Source organism: Pseudomonas sp. SIMBA_041 (genome assembly GCF_046535095.1).
Taxonomy (GTDB): Bacteria; Pseudomonadota; Gammaproteobacteria; order Pseudomonadales; family Pseudomonadaceae; genus Aquipseudomonas; species Aquipseudomonas mucoides.
This window is the reverse complement of sequence record NZ_JAWRXJ010000006.1, coordinates 102,992-127,682: the sequence shown is the minus strand read 5'-3', so window position 1 is coordinate 127,682 and position 24,691 is coordinate 102,992. Positions and strand designations below refer to the sequence as shown.

General features: G+C 56.8%; 32 protein-coding genes and 1 tRNA gene. 25 read left to right on the top strand and 8 right to left on the bottom strand.

The genetic code is table 11. The features are described 5' to 3' along the window. Window positions 1-71 precede the first annotated feature (71 nt). The 3 genes from SB725_RS16090 to SB725_RS16080 all read left to right on the top strand — a co-directional run bounded on the left by SB725_RS16090 (window position 72) and on the right by SB725_RS16080 (window position 968). On the top strand, window positions 72-221 hold the full coding sequence (locus tag SB725_RS16090) for a hypothetical protein (RefSeq protein ID WP_410922238.1): 150 nt from the start codon (window positions 72-74) through the stop codon (window positions 219-221). A 67-nt stretch (window positions 222-288) separates the two neighbouring features. Further along, a complete protein-coding gene (locus tag SB725_RS16085; RefSeq protein ID WP_027921572.1) occupies window positions 289-711 on the top strand; it encodes an RDD family protein in 423 nt (140 codons plus the stop codon). 62 nt (window positions 712-773) lie between these two features. Further along, window positions 774-968: a hypothetical protein gene (locus tag SB725_RS16080; RefSeq protein WP_059181194.1), complete on the top strand. Its 195-nt coding sequence runs from the start codon at window positions 774-776 to the stop codon at window positions 966-968. A gap of 62 nt (window positions 969-1,030) precedes the next feature. On the opposite strand, the gene SB725_RS16075 is transcribed toward SB725_RS16080, so the two are convergent. Continuing rightward, window positions 1,031-1,783 carry a carbonic anhydrase gene (locus SB725_RS16075; protein ID WP_059181192.1) on the bottom strand — a complete coding sequence of 251 codons (753 nt, stop codon included), beginning with the start codon at window positions 1,781-1,783 and terminating at the stop codon, window positions 1,031-1,033. 457 nt (window positions 1,784-2,240) lie between these two features. Here SB725_RS16075 and SB725_RS16070 point away from each other — a divergent pair, with 457 nt between their 5' ends. Beyond that, window positions 2,241-2,696 (top strand): DUF2214 family protein, encoded by a 456-nt coding sequence (locus SB725_RS16070; protein ID WP_410922237.1) that lies wholly within the window; start codon window positions 2,241-2,243, stop codon window positions 2,694-2,696. 189 nt (window positions 2,697-2,885) lie between these two features. On the opposite strand, the gene csrA is transcribed toward SB725_RS16070, so the two are convergent. Continuing rightward, window positions 2,886-3,080: a carbon storage regulator CsrA gene (csrA, locus tag SB725_RS16065; RefSeq protein WP_007938114.1), complete on the bottom strand. Its 195-nt coding sequence runs from the start codon at window positions 3,078-3,080 to the stop codon at window positions 2,886-2,888. 250 nt (window positions 3,081-3,330) lie between these two features. Here csrA and SB725_RS16060 point away from each other — a divergent pair, with 250 nt between their 5' ends. Continuing rightward, on the top strand, window positions 3,331-3,696 hold the full coding sequence (locus SB725_RS16060) for a sporulation protein (RefSeq protein ID WP_027921568.1): 366 nt from the start codon (window positions 3,331-3,333) through the stop codon (window positions 3,694-3,696). Between the two features lie 67 nt (window positions 3,697-3,763). On the opposite strand, the gene SB725_RS16055 is transcribed toward SB725_RS16060, so the two are convergent. From SB725_RS16055 to SB725_RS16045, 3 genes are all read right to left on the bottom strand, one after another. Next, window positions 3,764-4,453 (bottom strand): endonuclease, encoded by a 690-nt coding sequence (locus tag SB725_RS16055; RefSeq protein WP_059181191.1) that lies wholly within the window; start codon window positions 4,451-4,453, stop codon window positions 3,764-3,766. 4 nt (window positions 4,454-4,457) lie between these two features. Then, entirely contained in the window at window positions 4,458-4,748 is a 291-nt protein-coding gene (locus tag SB725_RS16050) for a DUF1654 domain-containing protein (RefSeq protein ID WP_032833378.1), read from the bottom strand. Between the two features lie 169 nt (window positions 4,749-4,917). After that, window positions 4,918-6,006, bottom strand: a complete 1,089-nt coding sequence (locus SB725_RS16045) for an asparaginase (protein WP_027921565.1) — start codon at window positions 6,004-6,006, stop codon at window positions 4,918-4,920. A gap of 348 nt (window positions 6,007-6,354) precedes the next feature. Here SB725_RS16045 and SB725_RS16040 point away from each other — a divergent pair, with 348 nt between their 5' ends. From SB725_RS16040 to SB725_RS16005, 8 genes are all read left to right on the top strand, one after another. Next, window positions 6,355-6,801 carry a hypothetical protein gene (locus SB725_RS16040; protein ID WP_410922236.1) on the top strand — a complete coding sequence of 149 codons (447 nt, stop codon included), beginning with the start codon at window positions 6,355-6,357 and terminating at the stop codon, window positions 6,799-6,801. Window positions 6,802-6,989: 188 nt separating this feature from the next. Then, window positions 6,990-7,946: a sugar ABC transporter substrate-binding protein gene (locus SB725_RS16035; protein WP_027921563.1), complete on the top strand. Its 957-nt coding sequence runs from the start codon at window positions 6,990-6,992 to the stop codon at window positions 7,944-7,946. Between the two features lie 55 nt (window positions 7,947-8,001). Continuing rightward, window positions 8,002-9,555: a sugar ABC transporter ATP-binding protein gene (locus tag SB725_RS16030; RefSeq protein WP_410922235.1), complete on the top strand. Its 1,554-nt coding sequence runs from the start codon at window positions 8,002-8,004 to the stop codon at window positions 9,553-9,555. Further along, window positions 9,552-10,529: an ABC transporter permease gene (locus tag SB725_RS16025; RefSeq protein ID WP_027921561.1), complete on the top strand. Its 978-nt coding sequence runs from the start codon at window positions 9,552-9,554 to the stop codon at window positions 10,527-10,529. The genes SB725_RS16030 and SB725_RS16025 overlap by 4 nt, the downstream gene beginning before the upstream one ends. A 3-nt stretch (window positions 10,530-10,532) precedes the next feature. Then, window positions 10,533-11,552 (top strand): LacI family DNA-binding transcriptional regulator, encoded by a 1,020-nt coding sequence (locus tag SB725_RS16020; RefSeq protein WP_027921560.1) that lies wholly within the window; start codon window positions 10,533-10,535, stop codon window positions 11,550-11,552. Window positions 11,553-11,609: 57 nt separating this feature from the next. Continuing rightward, window positions 11,610-12,527, top strand: coding sequence for a ribokinase (gene rbsK, locus SB725_RS16015; RefSeq protein WP_194939761.1), 918 nt, complete (start codon window positions 11,610-11,612; stop codon window positions 12,525-12,527). Next, window positions 12,524-12,928, top strand: a complete 405-nt coding sequence (gene rbsD, locus SB725_RS16010) for a D-ribose pyranase (RefSeq protein WP_027921558.1) — start codon at window positions 12,524-12,526, stop codon at window positions 12,926-12,928. Before rbsK ends, rbsD begins: the two co-directional genes overlap by 4 nt. A 38-nt stretch (window positions 12,929-12,966) precedes the next feature. Further along, window positions 12,967-13,995 (top strand): nucleoside hydrolase, encoded by a 1,029-nt coding sequence (locus SB725_RS16005; protein ID WP_027921557.1) that lies wholly within the window; start codon window positions 12,967-12,969, stop codon window positions 13,993-13,995. Window positions 13,996-14,027: 32 nt separating this feature from the next. On the opposite strand, the gene SB725_RS16000 is transcribed toward SB725_RS16005, so the two are convergent. After that, window positions 14,028-14,240 (bottom strand): hypothetical protein, encoded by a 213-nt coding sequence (locus tag SB725_RS16000; protein ID WP_027921556.1) that lies wholly within the window; start codon window positions 14,238-14,240, stop codon window positions 14,028-14,030. A 132-nt stretch (window positions 14,241-14,372) separates the two neighbouring features. Between SB725_RS16000 and SB725_RS15995 the strand changes: the two genes are divergently transcribed. Both SB725_RS15995 and SB725_RS15990 read left to right on the top strand, forming a co-directional pair. Next, window positions 14,373-14,678 (top strand): hypothetical protein, encoded by a 306-nt coding sequence (locus tag SB725_RS15995; RefSeq protein ID WP_059181187.1) that lies wholly within the window; start codon window positions 14,373-14,375, stop codon window positions 14,676-14,678. A gap of 163 nt (window positions 14,679-14,841) precedes the next feature. Beyond that, window positions 14,842-15,162: an I78 family peptidase inhibitor gene (locus SB725_RS15990; protein WP_059181186.1), complete on the top strand. Its 321-nt coding sequence runs from the start codon at window positions 14,842-14,844 to the stop codon at window positions 15,160-15,162. A 72-nt stretch (window positions 15,163-15,234) separates the two neighbouring features. Here the strand turns inward: SB725_RS15990 and SB725_RS15985 are convergent, their stop codons facing one another. Together SB725_RS15985 and SB725_RS15980 are read right to left on the bottom strand one after the other, a co-directional pair. After that, the gene (locus tag SB725_RS15985; protein WP_003179963.1) at window positions 15,235-15,447 is read right to left on the bottom strand and encodes a cold-shock protein; all 213 of its coding nucleotides are present in this window, start codon (window positions 15,445-15,447) and stop codon (window positions 15,235-15,237) included. Between the two features lie 292 nt (window positions 15,448-15,739). Beyond that, the gene (locus tag SB725_RS15980) at window positions 15,740-16,042 is read right to left on the bottom strand and encodes a hypothetical protein (RefSeq protein ID WP_410922232.1); all 303 of its coding nucleotides are present in this window, start codon (window positions 16,040-16,042) and stop codon (window positions 15,740-15,742) included. Window positions 16,043-16,416: 374 nt separating this feature from the next. Here SB725_RS15980 and thrS point away from each other — a divergent pair, with 374 nt between their 5' ends. The 10 genes from thrS (at window position 16,417) to SB725_RS15930 (ending at window position 24,673) form a co-directional block, all read left to right on the top strand. Then, window positions 16,417-18,339, top strand: a complete 1,923-nt coding sequence (gene thrS / locus SB725_RS15975; protein ID WP_410922230.1) for a threonine--tRNA ligase — start codon at window positions 16,417-16,419, stop codon at window positions 18,337-18,339. Further along, the gene (gene infC, locus SB725_RS15970; protein WP_172435341.1) at window positions 18,339-18,890 is read left to right on the top strand and encodes a translation initiation factor IF-3; all 552 of its coding nucleotides are present in this window, start codon (window positions 18,339-18,341) and stop codon (window positions 18,888-18,890) included. The genes thrS and infC overlap by 1 nt, the downstream gene beginning before the upstream one ends. A 60-nt stretch (window positions 18,891-18,950) precedes the next feature. Continuing rightward, on the top strand, window positions 18,951-19,145 hold the full coding sequence (rpmI, locus tag SB725_RS15965) for a 50S ribosomal protein L35 (RefSeq protein WP_008145659.1): 195 nt from the start codon (window positions 18,951-18,953) through the stop codon (window positions 19,143-19,145). 27 nt (window positions 19,146-19,172) lie between these two features. Further along, window positions 19,173-19,529, top strand: coding sequence for a 50S ribosomal protein L20 (gene rplT / locus SB725_RS15960; protein ID WP_007905879.1), 357 nt, complete (start codon window positions 19,173-19,175; stop codon window positions 19,527-19,529). 109 nt (window positions 19,530-19,638) lie between these two features. After that, window positions 19,639-20,655: a phenylalanine--tRNA ligase subunit alpha gene (gene pheS / locus SB725_RS15955; RefSeq protein WP_007905876.1), complete on the top strand. Its 1,017-nt coding sequence runs from the start codon at window positions 19,639-19,641 to the stop codon at window positions 20,653-20,655. Window positions 20,656-20,681: 26 nt separating this feature from the next. Then, window positions 20,682-23,063, top strand: a complete 2,382-nt coding sequence (pheT, locus tag SB725_RS15950; RefSeq protein ID WP_410922228.1) for a phenylalanine--tRNA ligase subunit beta — start codon at window positions 20,682-20,684, stop codon at window positions 23,061-23,063. A 3-nt stretch (window positions 23,064-23,066) separates the two neighbouring features. Then, on the top strand, window positions 23,067-23,369 hold the full coding sequence (gene ihfA, locus SB725_RS15945) for an integration host factor subunit alpha (RefSeq protein ID WP_002553164.1): 303 nt from the start codon (window positions 23,067-23,069) through the stop codon (window positions 23,367-23,369). Beyond that, the gene (locus SB725_RS15940; RefSeq protein ID WP_003179985.1) at window positions 23,350-23,706 is read left to right on the top strand and encodes a MerR family transcriptional regulator; all 357 of its coding nucleotides are present in this window, start codon (window positions 23,350-23,352) and stop codon (window positions 23,704-23,706) included. Before ihfA ends, SB725_RS15940 begins: the two co-directional genes overlap by 20 nt. Window positions 23,707-23,795: 89 nt before the next feature. Continuing rightward, a tRNA-Pro gene (locus SB725_RS15935) sits at window positions 23,796-23,872 on the top strand. A 543-nt stretch (window positions 23,873-24,415) separates the two neighbouring features. Next, on the top strand, window positions 24,416-24,673 hold the full coding sequence (locus SB725_RS15930) for a hypothetical protein (RefSeq protein ID WP_410922227.1): 258 nt from the start codon (window positions 24,416-24,418) through the stop codon (window positions 24,671-24,673). Window positions 24,674-24,691: the final 18 nt, after the last annotated feature.

The following is a 24,691-nucleotide window of genomic DNA, read 5'->3' as shown; positions in this document are numbered from 1 at the left end:
TTTGCCCTCCTGAATTTCGCGGGATTCTACAGCAATTTATTGCTCACCGAAGGGCTTGCGCGGAGAAACAAATGCCCTTCACATCGCTGCGACTGAGCCAGAACCTCCCGAACGGCAGCAAGCAAACCTGCATTTTTGCCTCTGCGTTGCACCTTGCAATGGAACGCTTCCAGATCAATTCACGCCTGTGGATGGCACCGTTCATCTCTCTTGGTTGCTAAGCGCGTAATTAAACGTTGCTGAGGTGGCGCCGATACGCCTGTATCAACCACCAACAGGCGACGACGCATGGATGTCAGTAATACTCAAAACGAATATCAAAAGCCAAAAAACCTGGCGGGTCTGGGACGTCGGTGGGGTGGGCAAATGATCGACTCACTCATCACGTTCTTTCTGTTCTTGTTTGTGGGGCGAATGGGCGACTTCGTAGGTCTGCCTCCCACTGTGGTCGCCATCCTGGCGCTGGGCGCGGGTGCGGGCTATTACCTGTTTTCCGACGCTATGCCCAATGGTCAAAGCGTTGGCAAAAAATGGCTGGGCATGTCGGTGATAGATGAGCGCAGCTACCTTGACTGCAATCTTTATCAATCCTTTGTGCGCAATATCACCACACCGTTCCTGAGTATTCTTGACTGGATCTTTATTTTCTTTGGTTCGCGCAAACGTCTTGGCGATATGCTCGCGTCGACGATCGTGATTCGATCCAGGTAAAGGGCGGTTTGCAGCAATTGAGGCGTAAACTGGCGGTGCTACCTCATCAAAAGGAGCCGCATATGATCGCCGACCAAACGAACAAACAGACGTCTGAGACTAGAACTGTTTGGGATCAGTTTTTCTGCGCTGCATTGATTGCGGAGAGCAACCTGACGGCCCCGGTCGTAGGTGGGGCTACTCACGAAGACAGGCAGAACCTGTTGATCGAAAGAGCCAAGGCGCTCGCAGACAAGATGATGGAAAACAGAAGGTAACCAGGGCCCAGCCATTGCGCTGGGCTTTTCATGCCTGGCTATGCCAATGACTGGTGTTGGAATCAGGCGATCAGGTCTACTTTCCCGGTTGCCAGGCGATAAACGCCGCCCACTACTTTCAACGTGCCTTTGCTGAGGGCGTCCGTCAGCAAGGGGGAAGCATTTTTTAGTCGCTTGACCGAGTCTTTGACATTTTGCGCTACCGCATTAGCGGGAAGACTACCCGGCTCCTTGAGTACCGTCTCGATAGAGCCCTTGAGTGCCTCAGTCAGTTTCGGGATGTGGCCAGGAAAAACGGTGTGATCTTTTACCGCCTTGATACCTGCGTTAATCGCACCGCAGTCTTCATGCCCGAGCACGAGGATTAGTGGTGAACCAAGCACCGCGACAGCGTATTCAAGGCTGGCCAAACCCTCATCAGTGACGAAATTGCCAGCAACGCGTATGGCGAAAAGATCTCCCCGGGCAGTGTCAAAAGCGTACTCGGGGGCGATACGAGAGTCAGAACAACTGAGTACCGACACGAACGGGTTCTGGCCTGTGACCAGGGCTTCTCGTTCGGCCTTGAAGTCATGAGTCTTGGAGGTACCGGAAACATATCGCTCGTTTCCCTCCATTAGCCGTTGAAGGGCCATGTCGGGGTTGATTGAGTTTTGCGGTTTTGGGGGTGGCGCCGTTTTCTCGGCGGCCAGGAGGAGTTGGTCAGGCAGGGCGCCAGCCAATAGCAGGGCACCGGCTCCAAGGCCGGCATACTTCAGGAACTTACGGCGACCACCCGCGTTTTGAAGTGGTTTTGAATCACATGATTCACACATGGCTTGTGTACTCAGGTGAAAGGGGGGGGCTTGCTGTCAAAAGCGAGTGCTTTCAGAAGCCTTCAGCTCTTGTGTGGTGGAGTCTAGCCCGTCTGTGACGTAATGTTTCTGGTACTGTTTTCAGGCCTGTTGCTTTCGTTTGCGATGACTTGGTTTAGTCAGAGTCTTGCTCATGTTCCATAAAAAAAGTGTGGATATTTAAGGGCTTACGATTTTTTTTAACCGGCCGGTGGTCGAAAATATATTGTTACAAGTGGGTTGCTGGGATATTATCGCCCCGCGTTCACCACCACGGTTTATGCATTTTTAAGTCCCAAGCTTCCATCAGCTGCTTGGGATTTTTTTTGCCTGAAATTTGTCCTGCCCCTTCGAACACCCGCCCAAACCGGGCAAGTCCTGGTCTTTTGGGCTACTACTGTCTGGCCAAACTCAAACTCGGTCTGATGGGGGTACATCGATGCTGGTTCATTGGTCTCTTGCGGCAATTCACCTGCTGGCCGTTGCGCTGGCATTCTGGGCCGTTTTAAACCGCGGCACGGCATTCAGTCGCCTGGCGGCCGGGACTGGGGAAGCTCGGTGCGTGCTGGTGGCCGATAACCTGTGGGGGATTTCTGCGGTCATCCTCCTGATCACCGGAGGGATGCGGGCCTTTGGCGGGTACGAAAAAGGCACCGATTACTACCTTCACCAGCCACTGTTCCACCTCAAGATGACGCTCTTCGTGCTGATCCTGCTGCTTGAAGTTGCCCCGATGGTGGCGTTGATCAAATGCCGGATTGCGCTTGGGCGTGGCGTGACGATCGATACCGCTCGGGCAAAACTGTTTGCTCGTTTCAGTCATATCGAAGGCTTGCTGGTGTTACTGATGGTCATCGCGGCGACGGGGATGGCGCGTGGGGTAACCTTTGGTTGACCGAGAGCGATCACGTCCTTCCTCGGGGTTATTCGGAAACGTCTGACAGCCATGGCATGCAATATGCCAGTAGTATCGGCTTCAAGTTTTGGCGGGAGAGGGAGAGCGAGCCGGCGGGCATTGCGGCGCTCGAATCTTTAGCCAGCCGGTGTTCAGGGCGAACGGGCTGGCTACTGACTGCAACAGGATTCAGGGGGTTTGTGGCTTGTCTGGCGCGGTGAGGCCAGCCTGAATGCGCTGATAAATTTCTTCACGGTGCACTGCAACGTCTTTCGGGGCGTTGATGCCGATCCTGACTTGCTGGCCGCTCACGCCCAGAATGGTGATCGTAATGTCGTCACCGATATTTATGCTTTCACCGACTTTGCGGGTGAGTATCAGCATGGTCTTCTCCTTGATTGCTTTGTAGGGCACCTGATTCGAACAGTGCAGAGGTCGGTGGTATGTATAGATTAGTGCGAAGTCTCACGGTTTGGGTGCCTCTTTCTGACGCGCAGATGCTGCATTAATTCCCAAGGCGTAACTATACAGAGGCCGCAACCATCAATCTCGTTGTTTTGTGCCCATTTTGCGGCACTCGGGAAGTATTCGTGAATGTTAAAATCACCGCTTTCGGCATTCAGAGGGAACCGTTGTGCGCAAAATGGTCTTGGTAATCGCTGTATTGGCGCTGGCTGGATGCGGTGAAGGGAAGGGTGTTGACGCTCAAAAAACGAAGCCGGCAGTCGTTTCCGCCCCCGCTGCGACAAACGGGCCGCAATGGGACCTCGAAGTGCGAGGTGAAACACCCCAGGCAGTGAGTGATCTGAGTGGCTGGCTGATTGAACACAGCTTCGTCTCCAACGTCATCATGGAAAACGGCAAGACGCGCATTCTGATGGGGCCATTCAGTTCGAAAGCCGAGACCGAGGCCAAGCAGGCAGAAGTGGCTGCAGCACTGGCGCGGGCCAAGAAACAGAATGTCGAATTGCTGGTGCTCGAGCGTCCTGCGGCCCAGTAACGCAGTGGCTGAAAAGGCAAAAGGCCTCGGGTTTTACGCCGAGGCCTTTTTACTTTCCAGCGGAAAGTCAGCCGCAGGCTTTCATGTTCACCGGCCCGACAAACTCGTTACCGCGACCCATGACGCACGCCACGCTCTGGTTACGCTGACGTTCCCAGGCTTCAACTGGATAAGTTTTGTTCCAGGCTTCGTACAGTTGGCGGTCTTGTTTCGACAGACTCAAGCCGTATTGCTTGCTCATGTAGAAATAAGTCCGGGCGATCATGCCGCGAATGGAAGGGCGGGGCATGACCTTCTTGGCCTTGAAATCCACCTGGGTCAGGCATGAGCCATATTGACCGGTCTGCACCGGCAGCCAGCCAAAACTGAAGTTGTTGCGGTCACCGTTCACCTCGCCAATGCTCGGCACCAGGTTGTGCAAATCGGCTTCGGCCTTCTGGAATACCGGATCGTAACGGGTGCAGTTCTTGCGCCCACCGGCCTGCCAGCACTGGCGCTGATGACCGATCTGCCACGCCGGGACAATATGCTCCCACTCGATGCGGGACGCGCGCTTGGCGTTTTTGCGCGGCACATAACCACAAGCAGCCAGGTTCACCTTGTTGCCGGTGTATTTGCAGCCGCAATAGAACTCGGTGGATTGCGGTGCATACAGTTTCCAGGCGACTTTTTTGGCTTCACTGAAGGTGCGTGGGGCGCCAGCCTGGGCCCCGAGGGAGATGAATAAAACCAGCAAAGCAAGCCAGCGGACACTCATTGACTCAATCTTCCTTCGGCACAACCCAGAAAATTTGCACACCGCCATCGTCGCGATAGGCGAGGGTGACGTTGTCGTTCTCGTCGATTTCTTCGAGCAATTGTTCCCACTCATCCACTGGTTCGTCCGGCAGGCGGAAGATCAGTGCTGCTTTGGCTTTTTGAGCGGTGGGGGAATTGATGATTTTCTGAACGCGCAGACCCATGCGTGCATAGGTATCAGGAGAAGCAGAGGGGGTGGCCACAGGATTATCCTTAGTAAGCTGTACGTGCATACAGTATTTAACTGTAAGCATTTTCGCAACTGCTTAAAATTCAAGAAAATCCTCTGACAGCGGTTTCTACCGTTTGCTGTAGGAAGAGGAGAAAACTTTTATCGGAGTTTTGCCAAGGGTGTTAACCACTCGTCAACGCTGACGAGTGGTTAAGAATGTGCCCGACCAGAACCGGTCGGGCGAGGGCGAATCAGTACTCCCAGAACATCCGTTGCAACTCTTTGCTGTCGTTGGTCTTGGTCAGTGCGACCATGGCCAGGATGCGGGCTTTTTGCGGGTTCAAGTCATGCGCGACCACCCAGTCGTATTTGTCGTCAGGCTGTTCGGCATTGCGCAGTACGAATCCGCCGGCGTTGACGTGGGACGAACGAATGATTTGCACGCCATCTTTGCGCAGGGCTTGCAAGGTCGGAACGACCCGCGAGGAAACCGAGCCGTTGCCGGTACCAGCGTGGATGATCGCCTTGGCCCCGGACTGAGCCAGCGCCTTGTACGCCGTGTCGCTCACGTTGCCGTAGGAATAGGCGATTTCTACGTCAGGCAGGCTCTTGATGGTTTTGATGTCGAATTCCGAGTCCATGGTGTGGCGCTTGGCCGGCAGACGGAACCAGTAGGATTTACCTTCGACCACCATGCCCAGCGGACCCCAGGCACTTTTAAACGCCTCGGTCTTGATGTTGATCATTTTGCTGACGTCACGGCCCGACTGGATTTCATCGTTCATGGTCACGAGGACGCCCTTGCCGCGCGCTTCTTTGCTGCTGGCGACGGCGACGGCGTTGTACAGGTTGAGCATGCCGTCGGCCGACATCGCCGTGCCTGGGCGCATGGAGCCGACGACGATGATTGGCTTGTCGGTCTTCTCCACCAGGTTCAGGAAGTAGGCGGTTTCTTCCAGGGTGTCGGTGCCGTGGGTGATCACGATGCCATCGACGTCTTTGCTGTCCGCCAGTTCGGCCACGCGACGGCCCAGTTGAAGCAGGTTGTCGTTGGTGATGCTTTCCGAGGCGATCTGCATGACCTGCTCGCCACGAACGTTAGCCAATTGGCTGAGTTCCGGAACGCCGGCAATCAACTGGTCGATGCCGACTTTTGCCGCTTGATACGTCGCGCTGTTAGCAGCGCTCGCACCGGCGCCGGCGATGGTGCCGCCGGTGGCCAGGATGACCACGTTCGCCAGTTTCTGTTGGGTTTCGACTTCTTTTGCCTGAAGGGCGGTAGGGAGTAGCAGCAGGAGGGCCAAAGCGCCCGGAATAAAAGTGTTGAAGGCAGATTTCATTATTTTCTCTCTAGTAGTCAGACGGTGCTGATGCAAGTTCATCTAGATACGCCCCCGGCAGATCTGAACGCCGGGGGTGTAGGTGGAGAGCAGGATCTGTACCAGCCAAACGTTGAACGAGAAAAAGTTTTAACTAGTTGATTTATATCTGAAATTATCTTGGCTCTAGTCGAGGTTAAACATGAAGGCGTCCGGGTTTCCGAATAGGTTGAGCGTTTACGTTCGGCTCTCCGAAAATGCCTACGACGTTTGTAGAGAAGGTCGCCTTGCCAAATCAGGAATCAATGCTAAAGAAACCCCCACATCGGTCGATGCCCCGTTAAGGTTATTTTTCTTACAGGAGTTCCCATGTCATTTTCTGTTGGTTTTCCAAATGCGGGCGCGGTCACCATCGGCGGCAAGTCCCCGTCGACGATCAATGCCTTGAGCGAAGCGACGGCTGACACCGCGACTCAGGTGCAGGGGAAGGAAGAGGGCAGCGACAACCAGGTTCGAACCGGTGGCGGTGCTCAGGACGAAACCAAGTCCAAGGGCGGCAGCACTCAAAGTATTGCGGTGCAAGTACTGCTCAAGCGCATGCAGGAACTGCAACAGCAACTGCGTGAGCAACAGCAACAACTGGCGGCTGCACAGGCAGCGTCTTATCCGACCCCGGAAGCCAAGGCCACGGCGGTGATGTCGATCCAGGGGCAAATCGCGGAAACCAACGGCGCGCTGTCACAAGTGGCAGGCAATCTGGTGAAAGAACTGGCCAAGGACTCCAGTACAGGCGGTCTGATCAGCACCATTGCCTAACGTGGCAGGTCGGTTTTGCCAGCGGAGACACCAAACAGGGCGTTGACAAATAGCAGCAGGGTTCGCATAGTTCGGTCTACGCAAACGTTTGCGAGGTCTTGTCGGTGGTCATGCCGTCGACGATCGGAGTCCAGGCATTACTCCAGCGCAAGCATTGCTCACAATAATCATAAGATCGGAGTGAACCCATGAAGCTGCCATTCGCTGGACGTCTTCTTGCTGTCGCTATGCTGGCTGTCGCATCCGCCGCGCTGCCCGTCTCATCGGCCTTCGCCGAATCGCCTGAAAAACCCAAAGTCGCACTGGTCATGAAATCCCTGGCCAATGAATTCTTCCTGACCATGGAAGACGGCGCCAAAGCTTATCAAAAAGACCACTCCGGCGAATTCGACCTGATCTCCAACGGCATCAAGGACGAAACGGACACTGCTGGCCAGACGCGCATTGTCGAGCAGATGATCCTCGCCAAGGTCAATGCCCTGGTCATCGCACCGGCGGATTCCAAGGCCATGGTTCCGGTGATCAAGAAAGCCATCGATGCCGGCATCACCGTGATCAACATCGACAATCAACTCGACCCGACCGTCCTCAAAAGCAAGAACATGACGGTGCCGTTCGTAGGCCCTGATAACCGCAAAGGCGCGCGTCTGGTTGGCGAGTACCTGGCCAAGAAACTGAAGGCCGGTGACGAAGTCGGCATCATCGAAGGCGTGTCCACCACCACCAATGCCCAGGCCCGCACCGCGGGTTTCAAAGATGCAATGGAAGCGGCGCAGATCAAAGTCGTTTCGTTGCAGTCCGGTGACTGGGAGATCGACAAGGGCAACAAGGTTGCCGCCTCGATCCTAAGCGAATACCCGGACGTCAAAGCCCTGCTGGCCGGCAACGACAGCATGGCCGTCGGTGCCGTTTCCGCCGTGCGTGCAGCGGGCAAGGCTGGCAAGGTGCAAGTAGTCGGTTACGACAACATCAATGCGATCAAGCCGATGCTCAAGGATGGTCGCGTCCTGGCCACCGCCGACCAGTTTGCAGCCCGACAAGCCGTGTTCGGTATTGAGACTGCGCTGAAAATCATCAAGGGCGAGAAGGTCGACAGCGGCACCAACGGCGTGATCGAAACCCCGGTAGAACTGGTCACCCAGTAAGCCTTCTGGCGACACACTGGTGCTCGCCCGTCCGGGCGGGCACAGGGAGAGTTTTATGTCCGTTTGCGCTCCGAACGCTGTCCTCACGGTCAGCGGTATCGGTAAGACCTACGCTCAGCCGGTACTGACCGGCATCGACCTGACGCTGATCCGCGGTGAAGTGTTGGCACTGACCGGTGAGAATGGTGCCGGCAAAAGCACGCTGTCGAAGATCATCGGCGGGCTGGTCACGCCGACCACCGGCCAGATGCAATTCCAGGGTCAGGATTACCGTCCCGGCAGCCGGACCCAGGCTGAAGACCTGGGCATCCGCATGGTCATGCAAGAACTCAATCTGTTGCCGACCCTGTCGGTGGCGGAAAACCTGTTTCTCGACAACTTGCCCAGCAACGGTGGCTGGATCAGTCGCAAGCAGTTGCGCAAAGCGGCGATCGAGGCCATGGCCCAGGTCGGCCTCGACGCGATCGACCCGGACACCCTGGTCGGCGACCTCGGCATCGGCCACCAGCAAATGGTCGAGATCGCCCGCAACCTGATTGGCGACTGCCATGTGCTGATCCTCGACGAACCGACGGCCATGCTGACGGCTCGTGAAGTCGAGATGCTGTTCGAGCAGATCACCCGCCTGCAATCCCGTGGCGTGTCGATCATCTATATCTCTCACCGTCTCGAAGAACTGGCGCGGGTTGCCCAGCGCATTGCGGTGTTGCGCGACGGCAACCTGGTCTGCGTCGAGCCGATGGCCAATTACAACAGCGAGCAACTGGTCACGTTGATGGTCGGTCGTGAGCTCGGCGAACACATGGACATGGGGCCGCGCAAGATCGGCGCTCCCGCGTTGACGGTCAAGGGCCTGACCCGCTCGGACAAGGTTCGCGATGTGTCCTTCGAAGTGCGTGCTGGCGAAATCTATGGGATCTCCGGATTGATCGGGGCAGGGCGCACCGAGTTGCTGCGTCTGATCTTCGGCGCCGACACTGCGGACAGCGGCACGGTCGCACTCGGGTCTCCGGCTCAGGTGGTGAGTATCCGCTCGCCGGCCGATGCAGTGGGTCACGGCATCGCCCTGATCACGGAAGACCGCAAAGGCGAAGGCTTGCTGCTGACCCAATCGATCAGCGCCAACATTGCCTTGGGCAACATGCCGGTGATTTCCAGTGGCGGTTTCGTCAACAACGGCGACGAGATGTCTTTGGCTCAGCGTCAGATCGACGCCATGCGCATCCGCAGTTCGAGCCCGGCACAATTGGTCTCCGAACTGTCCGGTGGCAACCAGCAAAAGGTCGTGATCGGCCGCTGGCTCGAGCGTGATTGCTCGGTGATGTTGTTTGACGAGCCCACCCGTGGCATCGATGTCGGCGCCAAATTCGACATTTATGCGTTACTTGGCGAGCTGACCCGCCAGGGCAAGGCGCTGGTGGTGGTGTCCAGTGACCTGCGCGAGCTGATGCTGATCTGCGACCGGATCGGTGTGCTGTCGGCGGGGCGCCTGATCGACACGTTCGAGCGCGACAGCTGGACCCAGGATGACTTGCTTGCCGCCGCTTTTGCCGGCTACCAAAAACGTGATGCGTTGCTCAACGAAGCAGCGCCTAGGGACCTTCCATGAAAACTGCATCTTCTGCCGGCAAACGTAGTGGCAACTTCTACGGCCTGGGCACCTATCTGGGCCTGGCCGGTGCCTTGCTGGCGATGATTGCGCTGTTCTCGGTATTGAGCAGCCACTTTCTTTCTTATGACACGTTCAGCACCCTGGCCAACCAGATTCCCGATCTGATGGTGCTGGCGGTCGGCATGACCTTCGTGTTGATTATCGGTGGCATCGACCTGTCGGTCGGTTCGGTGTTGGCGCTGGCGGCATCAACGGTCAGCGTGGCCATTCTCGGCTGGGGCTGGAGCGTCCTGCCCGCCGCATTGCTCGGCATGGCGGCGGCGGCATTGGCCGGGACCATTACCGGTTCGATCACCGTGGCCTGGCGGATTCCGTCATTCATCGTCTCTCTGGGCGTGCTGGAAATGGCCCGGGGCGTGGCGTATCAGATGACCGGGTCGCGCACCGCTTATATCGGTGATGCCTTCGCCTGGCTGTCCAACCCGATTGCCTTCGGCATCTCGCCATCGTTCATCATTGCCTTGCTGATTATCTTCATCGCGCAGGCCGTGTTGACTCGTACGGTGTTCGGTCGCTACCTGATCGGCATTGGCACCAATGAAGAAGCGGTGCGTCTGGCGGGGATCAATCCAAAACCCTACAAGATTCTGGTGTTCAGCTTGATGGGGCTGCTGGCCGGTATTGCCGCGTTGTTTCAGATTTCCAGGCTCGAGGCGGCGGATCCCAATGCCGGCTCCGGGCTGGAGTTGCAGGTCATCGCCGCTGTCGTCATCGGTGGCACCAGCTTGATGGGTGGCCGTGGTTCGGTGATCAGCACCTTTTTCGGCGTCCTGATCATTTCCGTGTTGGCAGCGGGCCTCGCGCAAATCGGCGCGACCGAGCCCACCAAACGCATCATCACCGGCGCGGTGATCGTGGTGGCGGTGGTGCTGGATACTTATCGCAGTCAACGCGCAAGCCGGCGGACCTGAATCATGGCAACGATCAAGGATGTAGCCGCACTCGCGGGCATTTCCTACACCACCGTGTCACATGTGGTGAACAAGACCCGGCCGGTCAGTCAGGAGGTGCGGATCAAGGTCGAAGAGGCGATCAAGACGCTGGACTACGTGCCGAGCGCCGTAGCCCGTTCGTTGAAAGCCAAAACCACCGCGACCATCGGGTTGTTGGTGCCCAACAGCCTCAACCCGTACTTCGCCGAACTGGCGCGAGGCATCGAGGATTACTGCGAGCGTAAGGGGTATTGCGTCATTCTCTGCAACTCCGACGACAACCCGGACAAGCAGCGCAGCTACCTTCGCGTATTGCTCGAAAAGCGCATCGACGGTTTGATCGTGGCGTCGGCCGGTGGCGATGCGGGGCTGGCGGAAGGTCTCGCCGGTGTACGCACGCCGATGGTCATCGTCGACCGCGGGCTGGAAGGTGTGAATGCCGATCTGGTGCGCATTGATCACGAATACGGCGCGTATCTGGCCACTCGGCATCTGCTGGAGCTGGGGCATCGGGACATCGCCATGATCGGCGGTCCGGTGGGTACCAGCGTGGCGCAAATGCGTCTGGCGGGTTATTGCCGTGCCTTGCAAGAGGCGGGCGTCGACGTCAATCGCGAGCGCATGCTGGAAAGCGACTTCACCAGCACCGGCGGTTACAACGCGGCAGCGATTTTGTTGGAGCGCAATCCGCCCAGCGCGATCTTTGCCGGCAACGACATGATCGGCATCGGCGTGCTGCGAGCGGCCGCCGAACGCAATGTTCGGGTGCCGAGCGAGCTGTCGGTGATCGGCTTCGACGATATCCAGATGAGCCGTTATGTCTATCCGGCGCTGACCACCGTGGGGCAGTCGATCCTGCAGCTCGGTGAGATGGCGGCTGAAGTGCTTTTGCGCAGGATCGCCACGCCGGACATGGCCACTGATCAGCGCATCGTGACGCCCAGTATTGTGCTGCGAGAGTCGACCGCGCCGCTCGCCGGCGTGTTCGCCCAGTTTCGTTGAAACACCGCGCCGCTAAACCAAAAGCACTGCAGACACAGAATTAATGAGTAGCAATGTATGCCAGCAAAAGTAGTGGTGATAGGCAGTCTGAACATGGACCTGGTAACCCGGGCGCCAAGGCTGCCGCGTGGCGGTGAAACGCTGATCGGTCAGTCGTTTGCCACGGTGTCCGGTGGCAAGGGTGCCAATCAGGCCGTTGCAGCAACCCGGTTGGGCGCCGAGGTGTCGATGGTCGGTTGCGTGGGCAATGATGCCTATGGCGCAGAACTGCGCGCAGCCCTGTTGGTCGAGGGCATCGATTGCCAGGCTGTCAGTACCGTTGAGGGCTCCAGCGGCGTCGCGTTGATCGTGGTCGATGACAACAGTCAGAACGCCATTGTCATCGTCGCGGGTGCCAACGGCGCATTGACTCCGCAAGTCATCGACCGTTTTGACGCCGTGTTGCAGGCGGCGGATGTGATTATTTGTCAGTTGGAAGTACCGGATGCAACGGTAGGCCATGCCCTCAAACGGGGGCGTGAGCTGGGCAAGACCGTCATTCTCAACCCGGCCCCCGCCAGTCGCCCATTGCCGGCGGACTGGTTTGCCGCCATCGATTACCTGATCCCCAACGAAAGCGAAGCCTCTGCCCTGACGGGGTTGACGGTGGATTCCCTGGAATCGGCGGAAACCGCCGCGACCCGATTGATCGCCATGGGCGTGGGTAAAGTGATCATTACCTTAGGCGCCGAAGGCTCGCTGTTCGCCGACGGGGCACGCCTGGAGCATTTCCCGGCACCGAAGGTCAAAGCCGTCGATACCACCGCCGCCGGAGATACCTTCGTGGGTGGATTTGCCGCCGCATTAGCGTCTGGCAGCAGTGAAGCTGAGGCGATCCGCTTCGGTCAGGTTGCCGCCGCCCTGTCGGTCACCCGCGCTGGCGCACAACCCTCGATTCCCACCTTGTCCGACGTACAGGCGTTTAAAGCACCATGAAAAAAACCCCATTGCTCAATATCGCGTTGTCGCGGCTGATTGCCTCGCTGGGTCACGGCGATACGATCGTGATCGGTGATGCCGGTCTGCCAGTGCCGTCAGGTGTCGAACTGATCGATCTGGCACTGACCCAAGGCATTCCGGACTTTGTCAGTACCTTGAACGTTGTGCTGAGCGAAATGCAGGTCGAAAGCCATGTGCTGGCTCGCGAGATTCTCGACAAGCAGCCACCTGCATTGAGTGTTCTGGACAAGTTGAACGCTGAAGGTGCTCTGGGTTCGCGCGAGTTGCTCAGTCATGACCAGTTCAAGGTCCTCAGCCGACAGGCGCGGGCGATTGTTCGTACAGGTGAGTGTGCGCCGTACTGCAACATCGTGCTGGTATCGGGGGTGACGTTCTAGCGCTGGATTCGTTTTCCCCCTCGCACAAGGAGTGCGTTATGCCCCGCTATGCTGTGAAACTTCACCACCTGCTCCGGAGTTTGCTGCTTTTGTCCCTGATTACTGCAACGAGCGCCCAGGCGGCGGAAAAAATCGATTTGATCATCGACACCGATCCCGGAACCGACGACGTGGTCGCTTTGCTGTTTGCCCTGGCATCGCCCGAAGAATTGAGTATTCGTGCGCTGACAACCGTGGCCGGCAACGTGCGTCTGGACAAGACATCGCGTAATGCTCGACTGGCCCGGGAGTGGGCAGGGCGCGAAGACGTGCCGATTTATGCCGGTGCGCCGAAGCCGCTGATGCGCACGCCGATCTATGCCGAGAACATACATGGCAAGGAAGGTCTGTCAGGCGTCACCGTGCATGAGCCAAAGAAAGGCCTGGCTGAAGGCACTGCGGTCAACTACCTGATCCACACTTTGAAAACGGCCAAACCCCATAGCATCACGATCGCCATGCTCGGCCCGCAGACCAACCTGGCCCTGGCGTTGATTCAGGAACCTGAAATCGTTCAAGGCATCAAGGAAGTGGTGCTTATGGGCGGTGCGCACTTCAACGGTGGCAACATTACGCCGATGGCCGAGTTCAACCTGTTCGCCGATCCGCAGGCCGCCGACATCGTGTTGAAAAGTGGCGTGAAACTGACTTATCTACCACTGGACGTGACCCACAAGATCCTCACCAGCGAATCGCGCCTGAAGCAGATCGCGGCGATCAACAACAATGCCAGTAAGTTGGTAGGTGACATTCTTAATGGATATATCAAGGATGACATGGAGCACTACGGTATTCCCGGAGGCCCGGTGCATGACGCCACCGTCATCGCCTACCTGCTCAAGCCTGAGCTGTTCAGCGGTCGCTTGGTCAACGTGGTCGTTGATAGCCGCGAAGGTCCGACCTTTGGTCAAACTATTGTCGACTGGTATGACGGCCTGAACGCGCCAAAGAATGCGTTCTGGGTTGAAAGTGGCGATGCTCAGGGCTTCTTCGACTTGCTGACTCAGCGTCTGGCCCGTTTGAAATAAACCGCACGCCCGCAGGTGCCAGCCTGCGGGTCTTACGCCCGTCCTGCCTCTACGGCGGCTTTTTGGTCCGCCAGGTGTTTTTCGAAGATTTGCTCGATGAACGATTGTGCGGCCTCGGTTCCAAGGTCCCGGACCAACAGATCGATACCGATAATGGCGAGCTCTTCCGTACTGCTTGGGCTGTAGGAGCTATGTCCGTCCTGCCATTTGGCTTTGATGTCGGCGTCGATGCTTACGGTGGTCATGATGGCGCTCGTGAAGTCGGGGAAGTCTGAGCGTCGAGTTAACCATTTTGCGCGGCGTTTGGCACTCCGACTTAGGCATGGGAGGAGGGCTATGCGACACTTGGTCTTTGACGAATTTTCAAGGACCGCGCTGTGCAGATCGATTTGAACACTCCTGACGGTTTGACCCTTGAGGCTGTGCGCCAGCTATTGGCCTGCGCCAGTGACGATGAACACACTCAACTGCGGGTCACCAAAAGCGGCATCGCCTACATTTCGTCGGGCGTTGTGGGCGGCACAGACATCGACGGGCTGCGGTTTCGCCTGGAAACATGGGCCAAGGGTTCGGGTTATGTCGGGCGGGTCGCAGCCAGCGACGAGGTTTGGGTCATGCAGATTTTCAATGCGCTGAAAGAGAACTGGCCGAATCCGCCGTTCGACTACATCGACGTCTATTGACGCTGTTCATATTCAGTCACGATTGCGGGATGAATGGTAGGGCGATGCTCAGGCACACTCGGCGCTTATGCGAATCGAGGGTCGGGTGAGGGCATTCACCTTGAAACCTATCGCCGAAATGGCGGTCGCACGATCTCTGCTTAATTATTGAAAAGGAGGCTTCATGCCTTGGAAGCTCGCGTCATTGGGTACTGTGTTTGCCGTCACTCTGCTGGCAGGTTGCAGCAGTCCGTCATCCGAGTCGGCAACTGACCCTGTAACGACGACTGACACGGGTCATAGCCGCTGCGAAGCAAAGGCTGCGCAATTCACTGTTGGCAAAGTGGCTTCGCCCGAACTGCTGGAGCAGGCGCGCATTCGCGCAGGCGCACAGAACGCACGGTTCCTGTCGCCCAACGACATGGTGACCCTGGAGTATCGCTCCGATCGCCTGAACCTGAACACCGATGCCAATCGGCTGGTCACTCGCGTCAACTGCGGCTGATCGCACCAGGCTTTTGTTTCGCCCATAAAAAACCCCGTCACATGGACGGGGTTTTTTTAGTGCGCCAGAAACTTACTCTGGGCGAACTTGTGCAGCTTGCATACCCTTTTGGCCTTTCTCAGCCACGAAGGAAACGGTTTGGCCTTCTTTCAGGCTTTTGAAACCGTCGCTTTCGATAGCTTTGAAGTGTACGAACAGGTCGTCACCGCCACCTTGAGGAGTGATGAAGCCGAAGCCTTTTTCATCGTTGAACCATTTAACGGTGCCGGTTTGGCGATTAGACATGGTGTATCTCCAAGAAACATATATTTTCAGTAGTGCTGTGCTGCTCAGGCCAACTGGGCACACCGGAGTATCATAGTCGAAATGTTCGCTTTGGGAGCCCCCCGGACGTGCTGTTTGCCTTGCTGTCGAGCGTTCTTTGGTGCTTAAAGTGGCTGAAAGCCCCGTTTTAAAAGGCTTTCAGCCGAAAGTAAATACGATAAAAAAAGCTGTAAAACCTTCGAAAAATGTCTGACAAAGCGATATTAGGGCTATTTTTTCGGTCGTTGCGGGTGAAAAAATGAATGCTTGAAGCTTATTTTTTCGCGCCGGTATCATCCCTGCAACTGGCGATTTTCTGCATCGCCTGTTGTCCCAGCTCTTGACTTGCTTGGCCGTCCATCAACGCCTGGAGGTCTTTGGCAGGATACGATTTGAGCTGATCGGCGCCGCAAGCACAGACAGCTTTTGCCTTCGCATCACCGATCTTTTGTGCTGCCGCAGGGACGCATTGCGCCATGTACTTTTCCCGCTCGCCCTTTGGCCAATCGGCATGGGCGACCAATGGCAGCAGCAGAATGACGGGGGCGACTACGGCGAACAAACGGTTCAGACGCATGCTGGGATACTCCGTGTGGGTCAATGACGTGTTATCTGACGGGTAAAGCGCTATTCAAGTTCAGCACTTTGGCATAAAAATGCCCGATTTGCTCCGGTACAAAGTCTGCTCGCGTCGACGACCGTTCATCTGTGCTAGCATGCCTCGCTCGGGCCTTTGCAAGCTCCGGATGACCTTCAGTCCCGGTGGCGGCAAATGCGCGATTAACCCTGATTTGAATCCCAGTCACTCTGGTTCGGTTTTCCGGTTGGCCGCAAGGCTCCTGCCGCTGTAAGGCAGGCGTTCGTCATTGAATGGCCTGGATCGGATCTTGTACTGGCTCATCCCAACCCACGTGACCTTTGGTAGGGGTCACCACTAGGAGAGGAGGCGCCATGCCAACTATTACTCTTCCCGACGGCAGTCAACGTTCATTCGATCACCCGGTTTCCGTAGCCGAGGTCGCCGCATCCATTGGTGCTGGCTTGGCCAAAGCCACCGTGGCCGGCAAGGTCAATGGCAAGCTGGTCGACGCCAGCGACATCATCGACAGCGATTCCACGCTGCAAATCATTACGCCAAAGGATGAAGAGGGGCTGGAGATCATTCGCCACTCTTGCGCCCACCTGATTGGCCATGCGGTCAAGCAGTTGTACCCGACCGCCAAAATGGTGATCGGGCCGGTCATTGACGAAGGCTTCTATTACGACATCGCCTTCGAGCGTCCTTTTACTCCGGACGACCTGGCCGCCATCGAACAGCGCATGCAGCAGCTGATCGAGAAAGATTACGACGTGATCAAGAAAGTCACTCCGCGCGCCGAAGTGATCGAAGTGTTCAAGGCCCGTGGCGAAGACTACAAACTGCGCCTGGTCGAGGACATGCCGAACGAACAGGCCATGGGCCTGTACTATCACGAAGAATACGTCGACATGTGCCGCGGCCCGCACGTGCCGAATACGCGTTTCCTGAAATCCTTCAAGCTGACCAAATTGTCCGGCGCCTACTGGCGTGGCGATGCCAAGAACGAGCAATTGCAGCGCGTTTACGGCACCGCCTGGGCGGACAAGATGCAGCTGGCGGCTTACATCCAGCGCATCGAAGAAGCTGAAAAGCGCGATCACCGCAAGATCGGCAAGCGCCTGGGCCTGTTCCACACCCAGGAAGAGTCGCCGGGCATGGTGTTCTGGCACCCGAACGGCTGGACCCTGTACCAGGTTCTCGAGCAGTACATGCGCAAGGTTCAGCGCGACAACGGCTACCTGGAGATCAAGACGCCTCAGGTCGTTGACCGCAGCCTGTGGGAGAAATCCGGGCACTGGGCCAACTACGCCGACAACATGTTCACCACCCAGTCGGAAAACCGCGACTACGCCATCAAGCCAATGAACTGCCCTTGCCACGTGCAAGTGTTCAATCAGGGCCTGAAAAGCTACCGCGAGTTGCCGATGCGTCTGGCCGAATTCGGTGCTTGCCACCGTAACGAGCCATCGGGTGCGTTGCACGGCATCATGCGGGTGCGTGCGTTCACTCAGGATGACGCCCACATCTTCTGCACTGAAGAGCAGATGCAGGCTGAATCCGCTGCGTTCATCAAACTGACCATGGACGTTTATGCCGATTTCGGCTTCAAAGACGTCGAGATGAAGCTGTCCACTCGTCCGGAAAAACGCGTGGGTTCTGACGAATTGTGGGACCGCGCCGAAGCGGCATTGGCTGCAGCCCTTGATAGCGCGGGCCTGCCGTACGATTTGCAGCCGGGCGAAGGTGCGTTCTACGGTCCGAAGATCGAGTTCTCGCTGAAAGATTGCCTTGGCCGCGTCTGGCAGTGTGGTACCCTTCAGCTCGATTTTAACCTGCCTGTCCGTCTGGGAGCCGAATACGTCTCCGAAGACAACAGTCGCAAGCACCCGGTAATGTTGCACCGGGCGATCCTTGGCTCCTTCGAACGTTTCGTCGGAATCCTGATCGAGCACTACGAGGGTGCATTCCCTGCGTGGCTGGCTCCGACCCAGGCAGTGATTATGAATATCACTGATAAACAAGCCGATTTTGCTGCTGAAGTTGAAAAAACCCTCAACGAAAGCGGATTTCGTGCCAAGTCTGACTTGAGAAATGAAAAGATCGGCTTTAAAATCCGCGAGCATACTTTGCTCAAGGTTCCCTATCTCTTGGTTATCGGAGATCGGGAAGTCGAGATGCAGACTGTCGCTGTGCGTACTCGTGAAGGTGCTGACCTGGGCTCGATGCCCGTCGCCCAGTTCGCTGAGTTTCTCGCGCAAGCGGTTTCCCGGCGTGGTCGCCCAGATTCGGAGTAATTATTATTAAGCGTGAAATGAGACAAGATAAACGAGCTGCACCGAAAGCCCCGATCAACGAGAATATCTCGGCACGCGAGGTTCGGTTAATTGGGGCTGAAGGCGAGCAGCTTGGGATTGTGTCAATTGAAGACGCGCTTCTTAAGGCTGAAGAAGCCAAGCTCGATTTGGTGGAAATTTCCGCCGATGCAGTACCCCCTGTTTGCAAGCTGATGGACTACGGCAAGTCGATCTTCGAGAAGAAGAAGCAGATTGCTGCGGCCAAGAAAAACCAGAAGCAGATCCAGGTTAAAGAAATCAAGTTTCGTCCAGGGACGGAGGAAGGGGATTACCAGGTAAAACTGCGCAACCTGGTACGTTTCCTGAGTGATGGGGACAGGGCCAAGGTATCCTTGCGATTCCGCGGCCGTGAGATGGCCCACCAGGAGCTGGGGATGGAACTCCTCAAGCGAGTTGAAGGTGACTTGCTCGAGTACGGTTCGGTCGAACAGCATCCTAAGATGGAAGGACGCCAGCTGATCATGGTCATCGCCCCGAAAAAGAAGAAGTAATCAACAGGGCACGGCAGGCCTTCTGATTATGTTTATCAACTGAATGCGGAGTATCCGAACATGCCAAAAATGAAAACTAAAAGTGGTGCTGCTAAGCGGTTTCTGAAAACTGCTAACGGTATCAAGCACAAGCACGCTTTCAAGAGCCACATCCTGACTAAAATGTCGACCAAGCGTAAGCGTCAACTGCGCGGTAGCAGCTTGCTGGCACCGTGTGACGTGGCAAAAGTCGAGCGCATGCTGCGCCTTCGTTAATTTAGTCAAGAATAGAGGAAGTAACTCATGGCTCGTGTAAAGCGTGGCGTCATTGCCCGTAAACGTCACAAAAAAATTCTGAAACTTGCTAAAGGCTACTACGGCGCTCGCTCGCGCGTATTCCGTGTTGCCAAGCAAGCGGTAATCAAGGCAGGCCAATACGCCTACCGTGACCGTCGTCAGAAAAAACGTCAGTTCCGCGCTCTGTGGATCGCTCGTATCAACGCTGGTGCACGTATCAACGGTCTGTCCTACAGCCGTTTCATCGCCGGCCTGAAAAAAGCGTCCATCGAGATCGACCGTAAGGTTCTGGCTGATCTGGCAGTGAACGAAAAAGCGGCGTTTGCTGCGATTGTCGAGAAAGCTAAAGCCACCTTGGCTTAAGTACCCCCGACAGTCACCCGGCCTCACCTCTGTGGGGTCAGGTGTTAAACGTCATAAATAGGGGAAGAGCCTTCAAGCTCTTCCCCTATTTTGTATCTGGAGTCTGTACATGGAAAACCTGGACGCGCTCGTCTCTCAAGCACTAGAGGCTGTGCAAAGCGCTGAAGATATCAATGCCCTGGAGCAAATCCGGGTTCACTACCTTGGCAAAAAGGGTGAATTGACTCAGGTGATGAAGACCCTGGGGAATTTGCCGGCAGAAGAGCGTCCGCAAGTCGGCGCCCTGATCAACGTTGCCAAGGAGCGTGTCACAGAGGTTCTCAATGCTCGCAAGGCACTGTTTGAAGAGGCCGACCTGGCCGCCAAACTGTCTGCCGAGTCCATTGACGTGACCCTGCCTGGCCGCGGCCAGACTTCCGGTGGTCTGCATCCGGTTACCCGGACTCTGGAACGTATCGAACAGTTCTTCACCCACATTGGCTACGGCATTGCCGAAGGCCCTGAGGTCGAAGACGACTATCACAACTTTGAAGCGCTCAACATCCCAGGCCACCACCCTGCCCGGTCGATGCATGACACCTTCTATTTCAATGCCAACATGTTGCTGCGCACCCATACCTCGCCGGTACAGGTCCGCACCATGGAATCGAAACAGCCGCCGATCCGCATCGTCTGCCCAGGCCGTGTGTACCGTAGCGACTCCGATATTACCCACTCGCCGATGTTCCACCAGGTCGAAGGCCTGCTGGTCGATCGCGATATCAACTTCGCCGACCTGAAAGGGACCATCGAAGAATTCCTGCGCGTGTTCTTCGAAAAAGAACTGGCCGTGCGTTTCCGTCCTTCGTACTTCCCGTTCACCGAGCCATCCGCCGAAGTCGACATGGAATGCGTGATGTGCAGCGGTAAAGGCTGCCGCGTCTGCAAACAGACTGGCTGGCTGGAAGTCATGGGCTGCGGCATGGTTCACCCGAACGTGTTGCGTATGTCCGGGATCGACCCGGAAGAGTTTTCGGGCTTTGCCTTCGGCATGGGCGTTGAGCGTCTGGCCATGCTGCGTTACGGCGTGAACGACTTGCGTCTGTTCTTCGACAACGACTTGCGGTTCCTCGCGCAATTTCGCTAGTCGTAACGAATTCTTAGGAGAGCAGGATGAAATTCAGTGAACAATGGCTGCGTGGCTGGGTAAGCCCGCAGGTAAGTCGCGACGAGCTGGTTGCTCGTCTGTCGATGGCCGGTCTTGAGGTCGATAGCGTTACGCCGGCCGCCGGTGTTTTCAGCGGTGTGGTCGTGGGCGAGGTGCTGAGCACCGAGCAGCACCCTGACGCTGACAAGCTGCGTGTGTGCCAGGTCAGCAATGGCTCGGAGACCTTCCAGGTCGTCTGCGGCGCGCCAAACGTGCGCCCGGGCCTGAAGATCCCGTTCGCCATGATCGGTGCCGAGCTGCCGGGCGACTTCAAAATCAAAAAAGCCAAGCTGCGTGGCGTTGAGTCCAACGGCATGCTGTGCTCGCAAGCCGAGCTGCAAGTGGGCGAAGGCAACGATGGCCTGATGGAATTGCCGGTCGATGCACCGGTCGGTCAGGACATTCGCGAATACCTGAGCCTGGACGACGCCAGCATCGAGGTTGACCTGACCCCGAACCGCGGCGACTGCCTGTCCCTGGCCGGTCTGGCCCGTGAAGTCGGCGCGCTGTACGCCGCCACCGTCACCCGCCCGGTCGTTGCCACCGTTCCAGCCGCGCACGACGAAGTGCGTTCGGTTGAAGTGCTGGCGCCAGCCGCTTGCCCACGTTACCTGGGGCGTGTGATTCGTAACGTCGACCTGTCCAAGCCTACGCCGTTGTGGATGGTTGAGCGCCTGCGTCGTTCCGAAGTGCGCAGCATCGACGCGGCTGTCGACATCACCAACTACGTGATGCTGGAGCTGGGTCAACCGCTGCACGCCTTCGATCTCGCCGAAATCAATGGCGGCATCCGCGTGCGCATGGCCGAAGAAGGCGAGAAGTTGGTGCTGCTCGACGGCCAGGAAGTCACCCTGCGTAGCGATACGCTGGTGATTGCCGACCACACCCGCGCCCTGGCTATCGCCGGCGTCATGGGTGGCGAGCACAGTGGTGTGAACACCGCGACCACTCGCGATATTTTCCTTGAAAGCGCGTTCTTCGATCAGATCGCTGTCGCTGGCAAGGCCCGCTCCTACGGCCTGCACACCGACGCCTCGCACCGCTACGAGCGTGGCGTGGACTGGCAACTGGCCCGTGAAGCCATGGAGCGCGCCACTGGCCTGCTGCTGGAGATCACTGGCGGTGAAGCCGGCCCGATCATCGAAACCGTCAGCGAACAGCATCTGCCGAAGATTGCTCCGGTGACGTTGCGCGCACAGCGCATCACCCAAATGCTGGGCATGGAAATGGATTCAGCCGAAGTCGAGCGTCTGCTCAACGCTTTGGGCCTGACCGTTTCCGCCGACGGGGCAGGGCAGTGGCGCGTTGAAGTGCCAAGTCATCGCTTCGACATCAGCCTGGAAGTCGATCTGATCGAAGAGCTGGCCCGTCTGTACGGTTACAACCGTCTGCCGGTTCGCTACCCGCAAGCTCGCCTGGCGCCACAAGCCAAGGCCGAAGCGCGCAGCGATCTGCCTGAGCTGCGTCGCCTGCTGGTCGCCCGTGGTTACCAGGAAGCGATCACCTACAGCTTCATCGATCCGAAACAATTCGAACTGTTTAATCCGGGTGTGGAACCACTGCTGCTGGCCAACCCGATTTCGAACGACATGGCGGCCATGCGCTCGTCCTTGTGGCCAGGCCTGGTCAAGGCGCTTCAGCACAACCTGAATCGTCAACAGGACCGCGTCCGTCTGTTCGAAAGCGGCCTGCGCTTCGTCGGTCAACTCGAAGGCCTGAAGCAAGAGCCAATGCTCGCCGGTGTGGTGTGCGGTAGCCGTCTGCCAGAAGGCTGGGCACAGGGTCGCGATGTCGTGGACTTCTTCGACGTCAAGGCTGACGTGGAAGCGGTGCTGGGCTTCGCCGGTGCGCTGGACTCGTTCACTTTCGTGCCGGGCAAACACCCAGCGTTGCACCCGGGTCAAACCGCGCGCATCGAACGTGAAGGCCGTCTGGTTGGTTTTGTCGGCGCCATCCACCCTGAATTGTCGAAAACCCTCGGTCTCGACCGTCCGGTCTTCGTTTTCGAGCTGGTGCTGGCGGAAGTGGCGTTGGGCAAAATGCCTAAATTCCAGGAGTTATCGCGCTTTCCTGAAGTGCGTCGTGACCTTGCACTGATTGCCGAAAAAGACGTCGCAGCCAGCGCCGTACTGGACGTAATCCGTGAAAATGCAGGGGAATGGCTGACGGACCTCAGGCTATTTGACGTGTATCAGGGTAAAGGCATTGATCCTGATAGAAAAAGCCTCGCAGTCGGCTTGACCTGGCAGCATCCATCGCGCACTCTTAATGACGATGAGGTGAATACCACGACGCAAAATATCCTCACCTCGCTCGAACAAAGGTTGAACGCCACGTTAAGGAAGTGACGTATGGGGGCTCTGACGAAAGCTGAGATGGCGGAACGTCTGTATGAAGAGCTGGGCCTGAATAAACGGGAGGCCAAGGAATTGGTCGAACTGTTTTTTGAAGAAATCAGGCACGCTCTTGAAGACAACGAACAAGTCAAATTGTCCGGTTTCGGCAATTTCGACCTTCGGGACAAACGCCAGCGGCCTGGCCGCAATCCGAAAACGGGGGAAGAAATCCCGATCACGGCTCGCCGTGTGGTCACCTTTCGTCCAGGGCAGAAGTTGAAGGCCCGAGTTGAGGCTTATGCTGGAACCAAGTCATAACGACGAGCTCCCCGTCATCCCAGGCAAACGCTACTTCACCATTGGTGAAGTCAGCGAGCTGTGTGCGGTAAAACCGCACGTGCTGCGCTATTGGGAGCAGGAGTTTCCTCAACTCAACCCCGTCAAACGCCGCGGGAACCGCCGGTATTATCAGCGACAAGACGTGCTGATGATCCGGCAGATCCGCGCGCTTCTTTACGATCAAGGGTTCACCATCGGCGGCGCGCGCTTGCGCTTGTCCGGCGATGAAGCCAAAGACGACACCACCCAATACAAACAAATGATCCGGCAGATGATTGCCGAGCTGGAAGATGTGTTGGTGGTCCTCAAGAAATAATTTCATGCGTTTGAATACTTCCAGTTTTCAAAAGCTTGCGATATATTCTTGAGCGTCCTTCGAGAAGAGGGACGAGTTTCACGCCTAGTCGGGGCGTAGCGCAGTCCGGTAGCGCACTAGCATGGGGTGCTAGGGGTCGAGTGTTCGAATCACTCCGTCCCGACCATATAATTCAAGGGGTTGCGAGATTTTATCTCGCGACCCCTTTTTGTTTTTAAACGTTTTTACCCCTACAAAACCACTGGCTCTTGGTGGAGTCCTCTCGAATATGAACGGTTCCAAATGGCGCAAGTGTGCTTTCAGTTGGCACGAGTTAATGGAAAGCCTGAAGTCAGAATGACCGCGCAAGAACAGTACGAAGAATTGCTTCGAATTGCAGAGACGTACCTCAAAGATTGCTCGGGATAAGCCAAAGCTATTGGCCACCGAGGCCAGCGTTATACCTAGGAAGTTGAAGGGACAGCTGCTCCGACTATTAGCGGCACCGCATGCACCGCGCTTATTAGCCGCAAAATAGTCACGACTGTCGCTGCTCTTAAGTAATTTTTTTACCCATGAGCACAGGCATGCGAGGTGCAATTGGTACATGCCCGAGTTGACTTCGGCTACGAAGTGGGAGGTGACGTAGCGTATACCGTTCGTCAATTGAGCTGCACTCTGGTACTGACCACATCTTCAAAGAAGTCTCATGACTTGAATTGGAGGCGTTATGAAAACCCAACCAACTATCACTGAGGAAAGACCCGCCGAGGGGCTGGGCAACCCCAATGACGACGGCTGCGTGCTTGGCACGGCTGGCCGTGATGAAGATCCGAATAGCACCACGGATTGGGGCGGGAAGAAGACTCCGCCGGGTCATCTTAAAGAATCAGATGACACGCGTGGGTTACCTGGTTACCCACGGGATGACCATGAAGAAGAACTCGGCATTGAAACGCCCGAACAGGACAACGACAAGGTTGGCTGAATACCTGTTGTTTCTGTA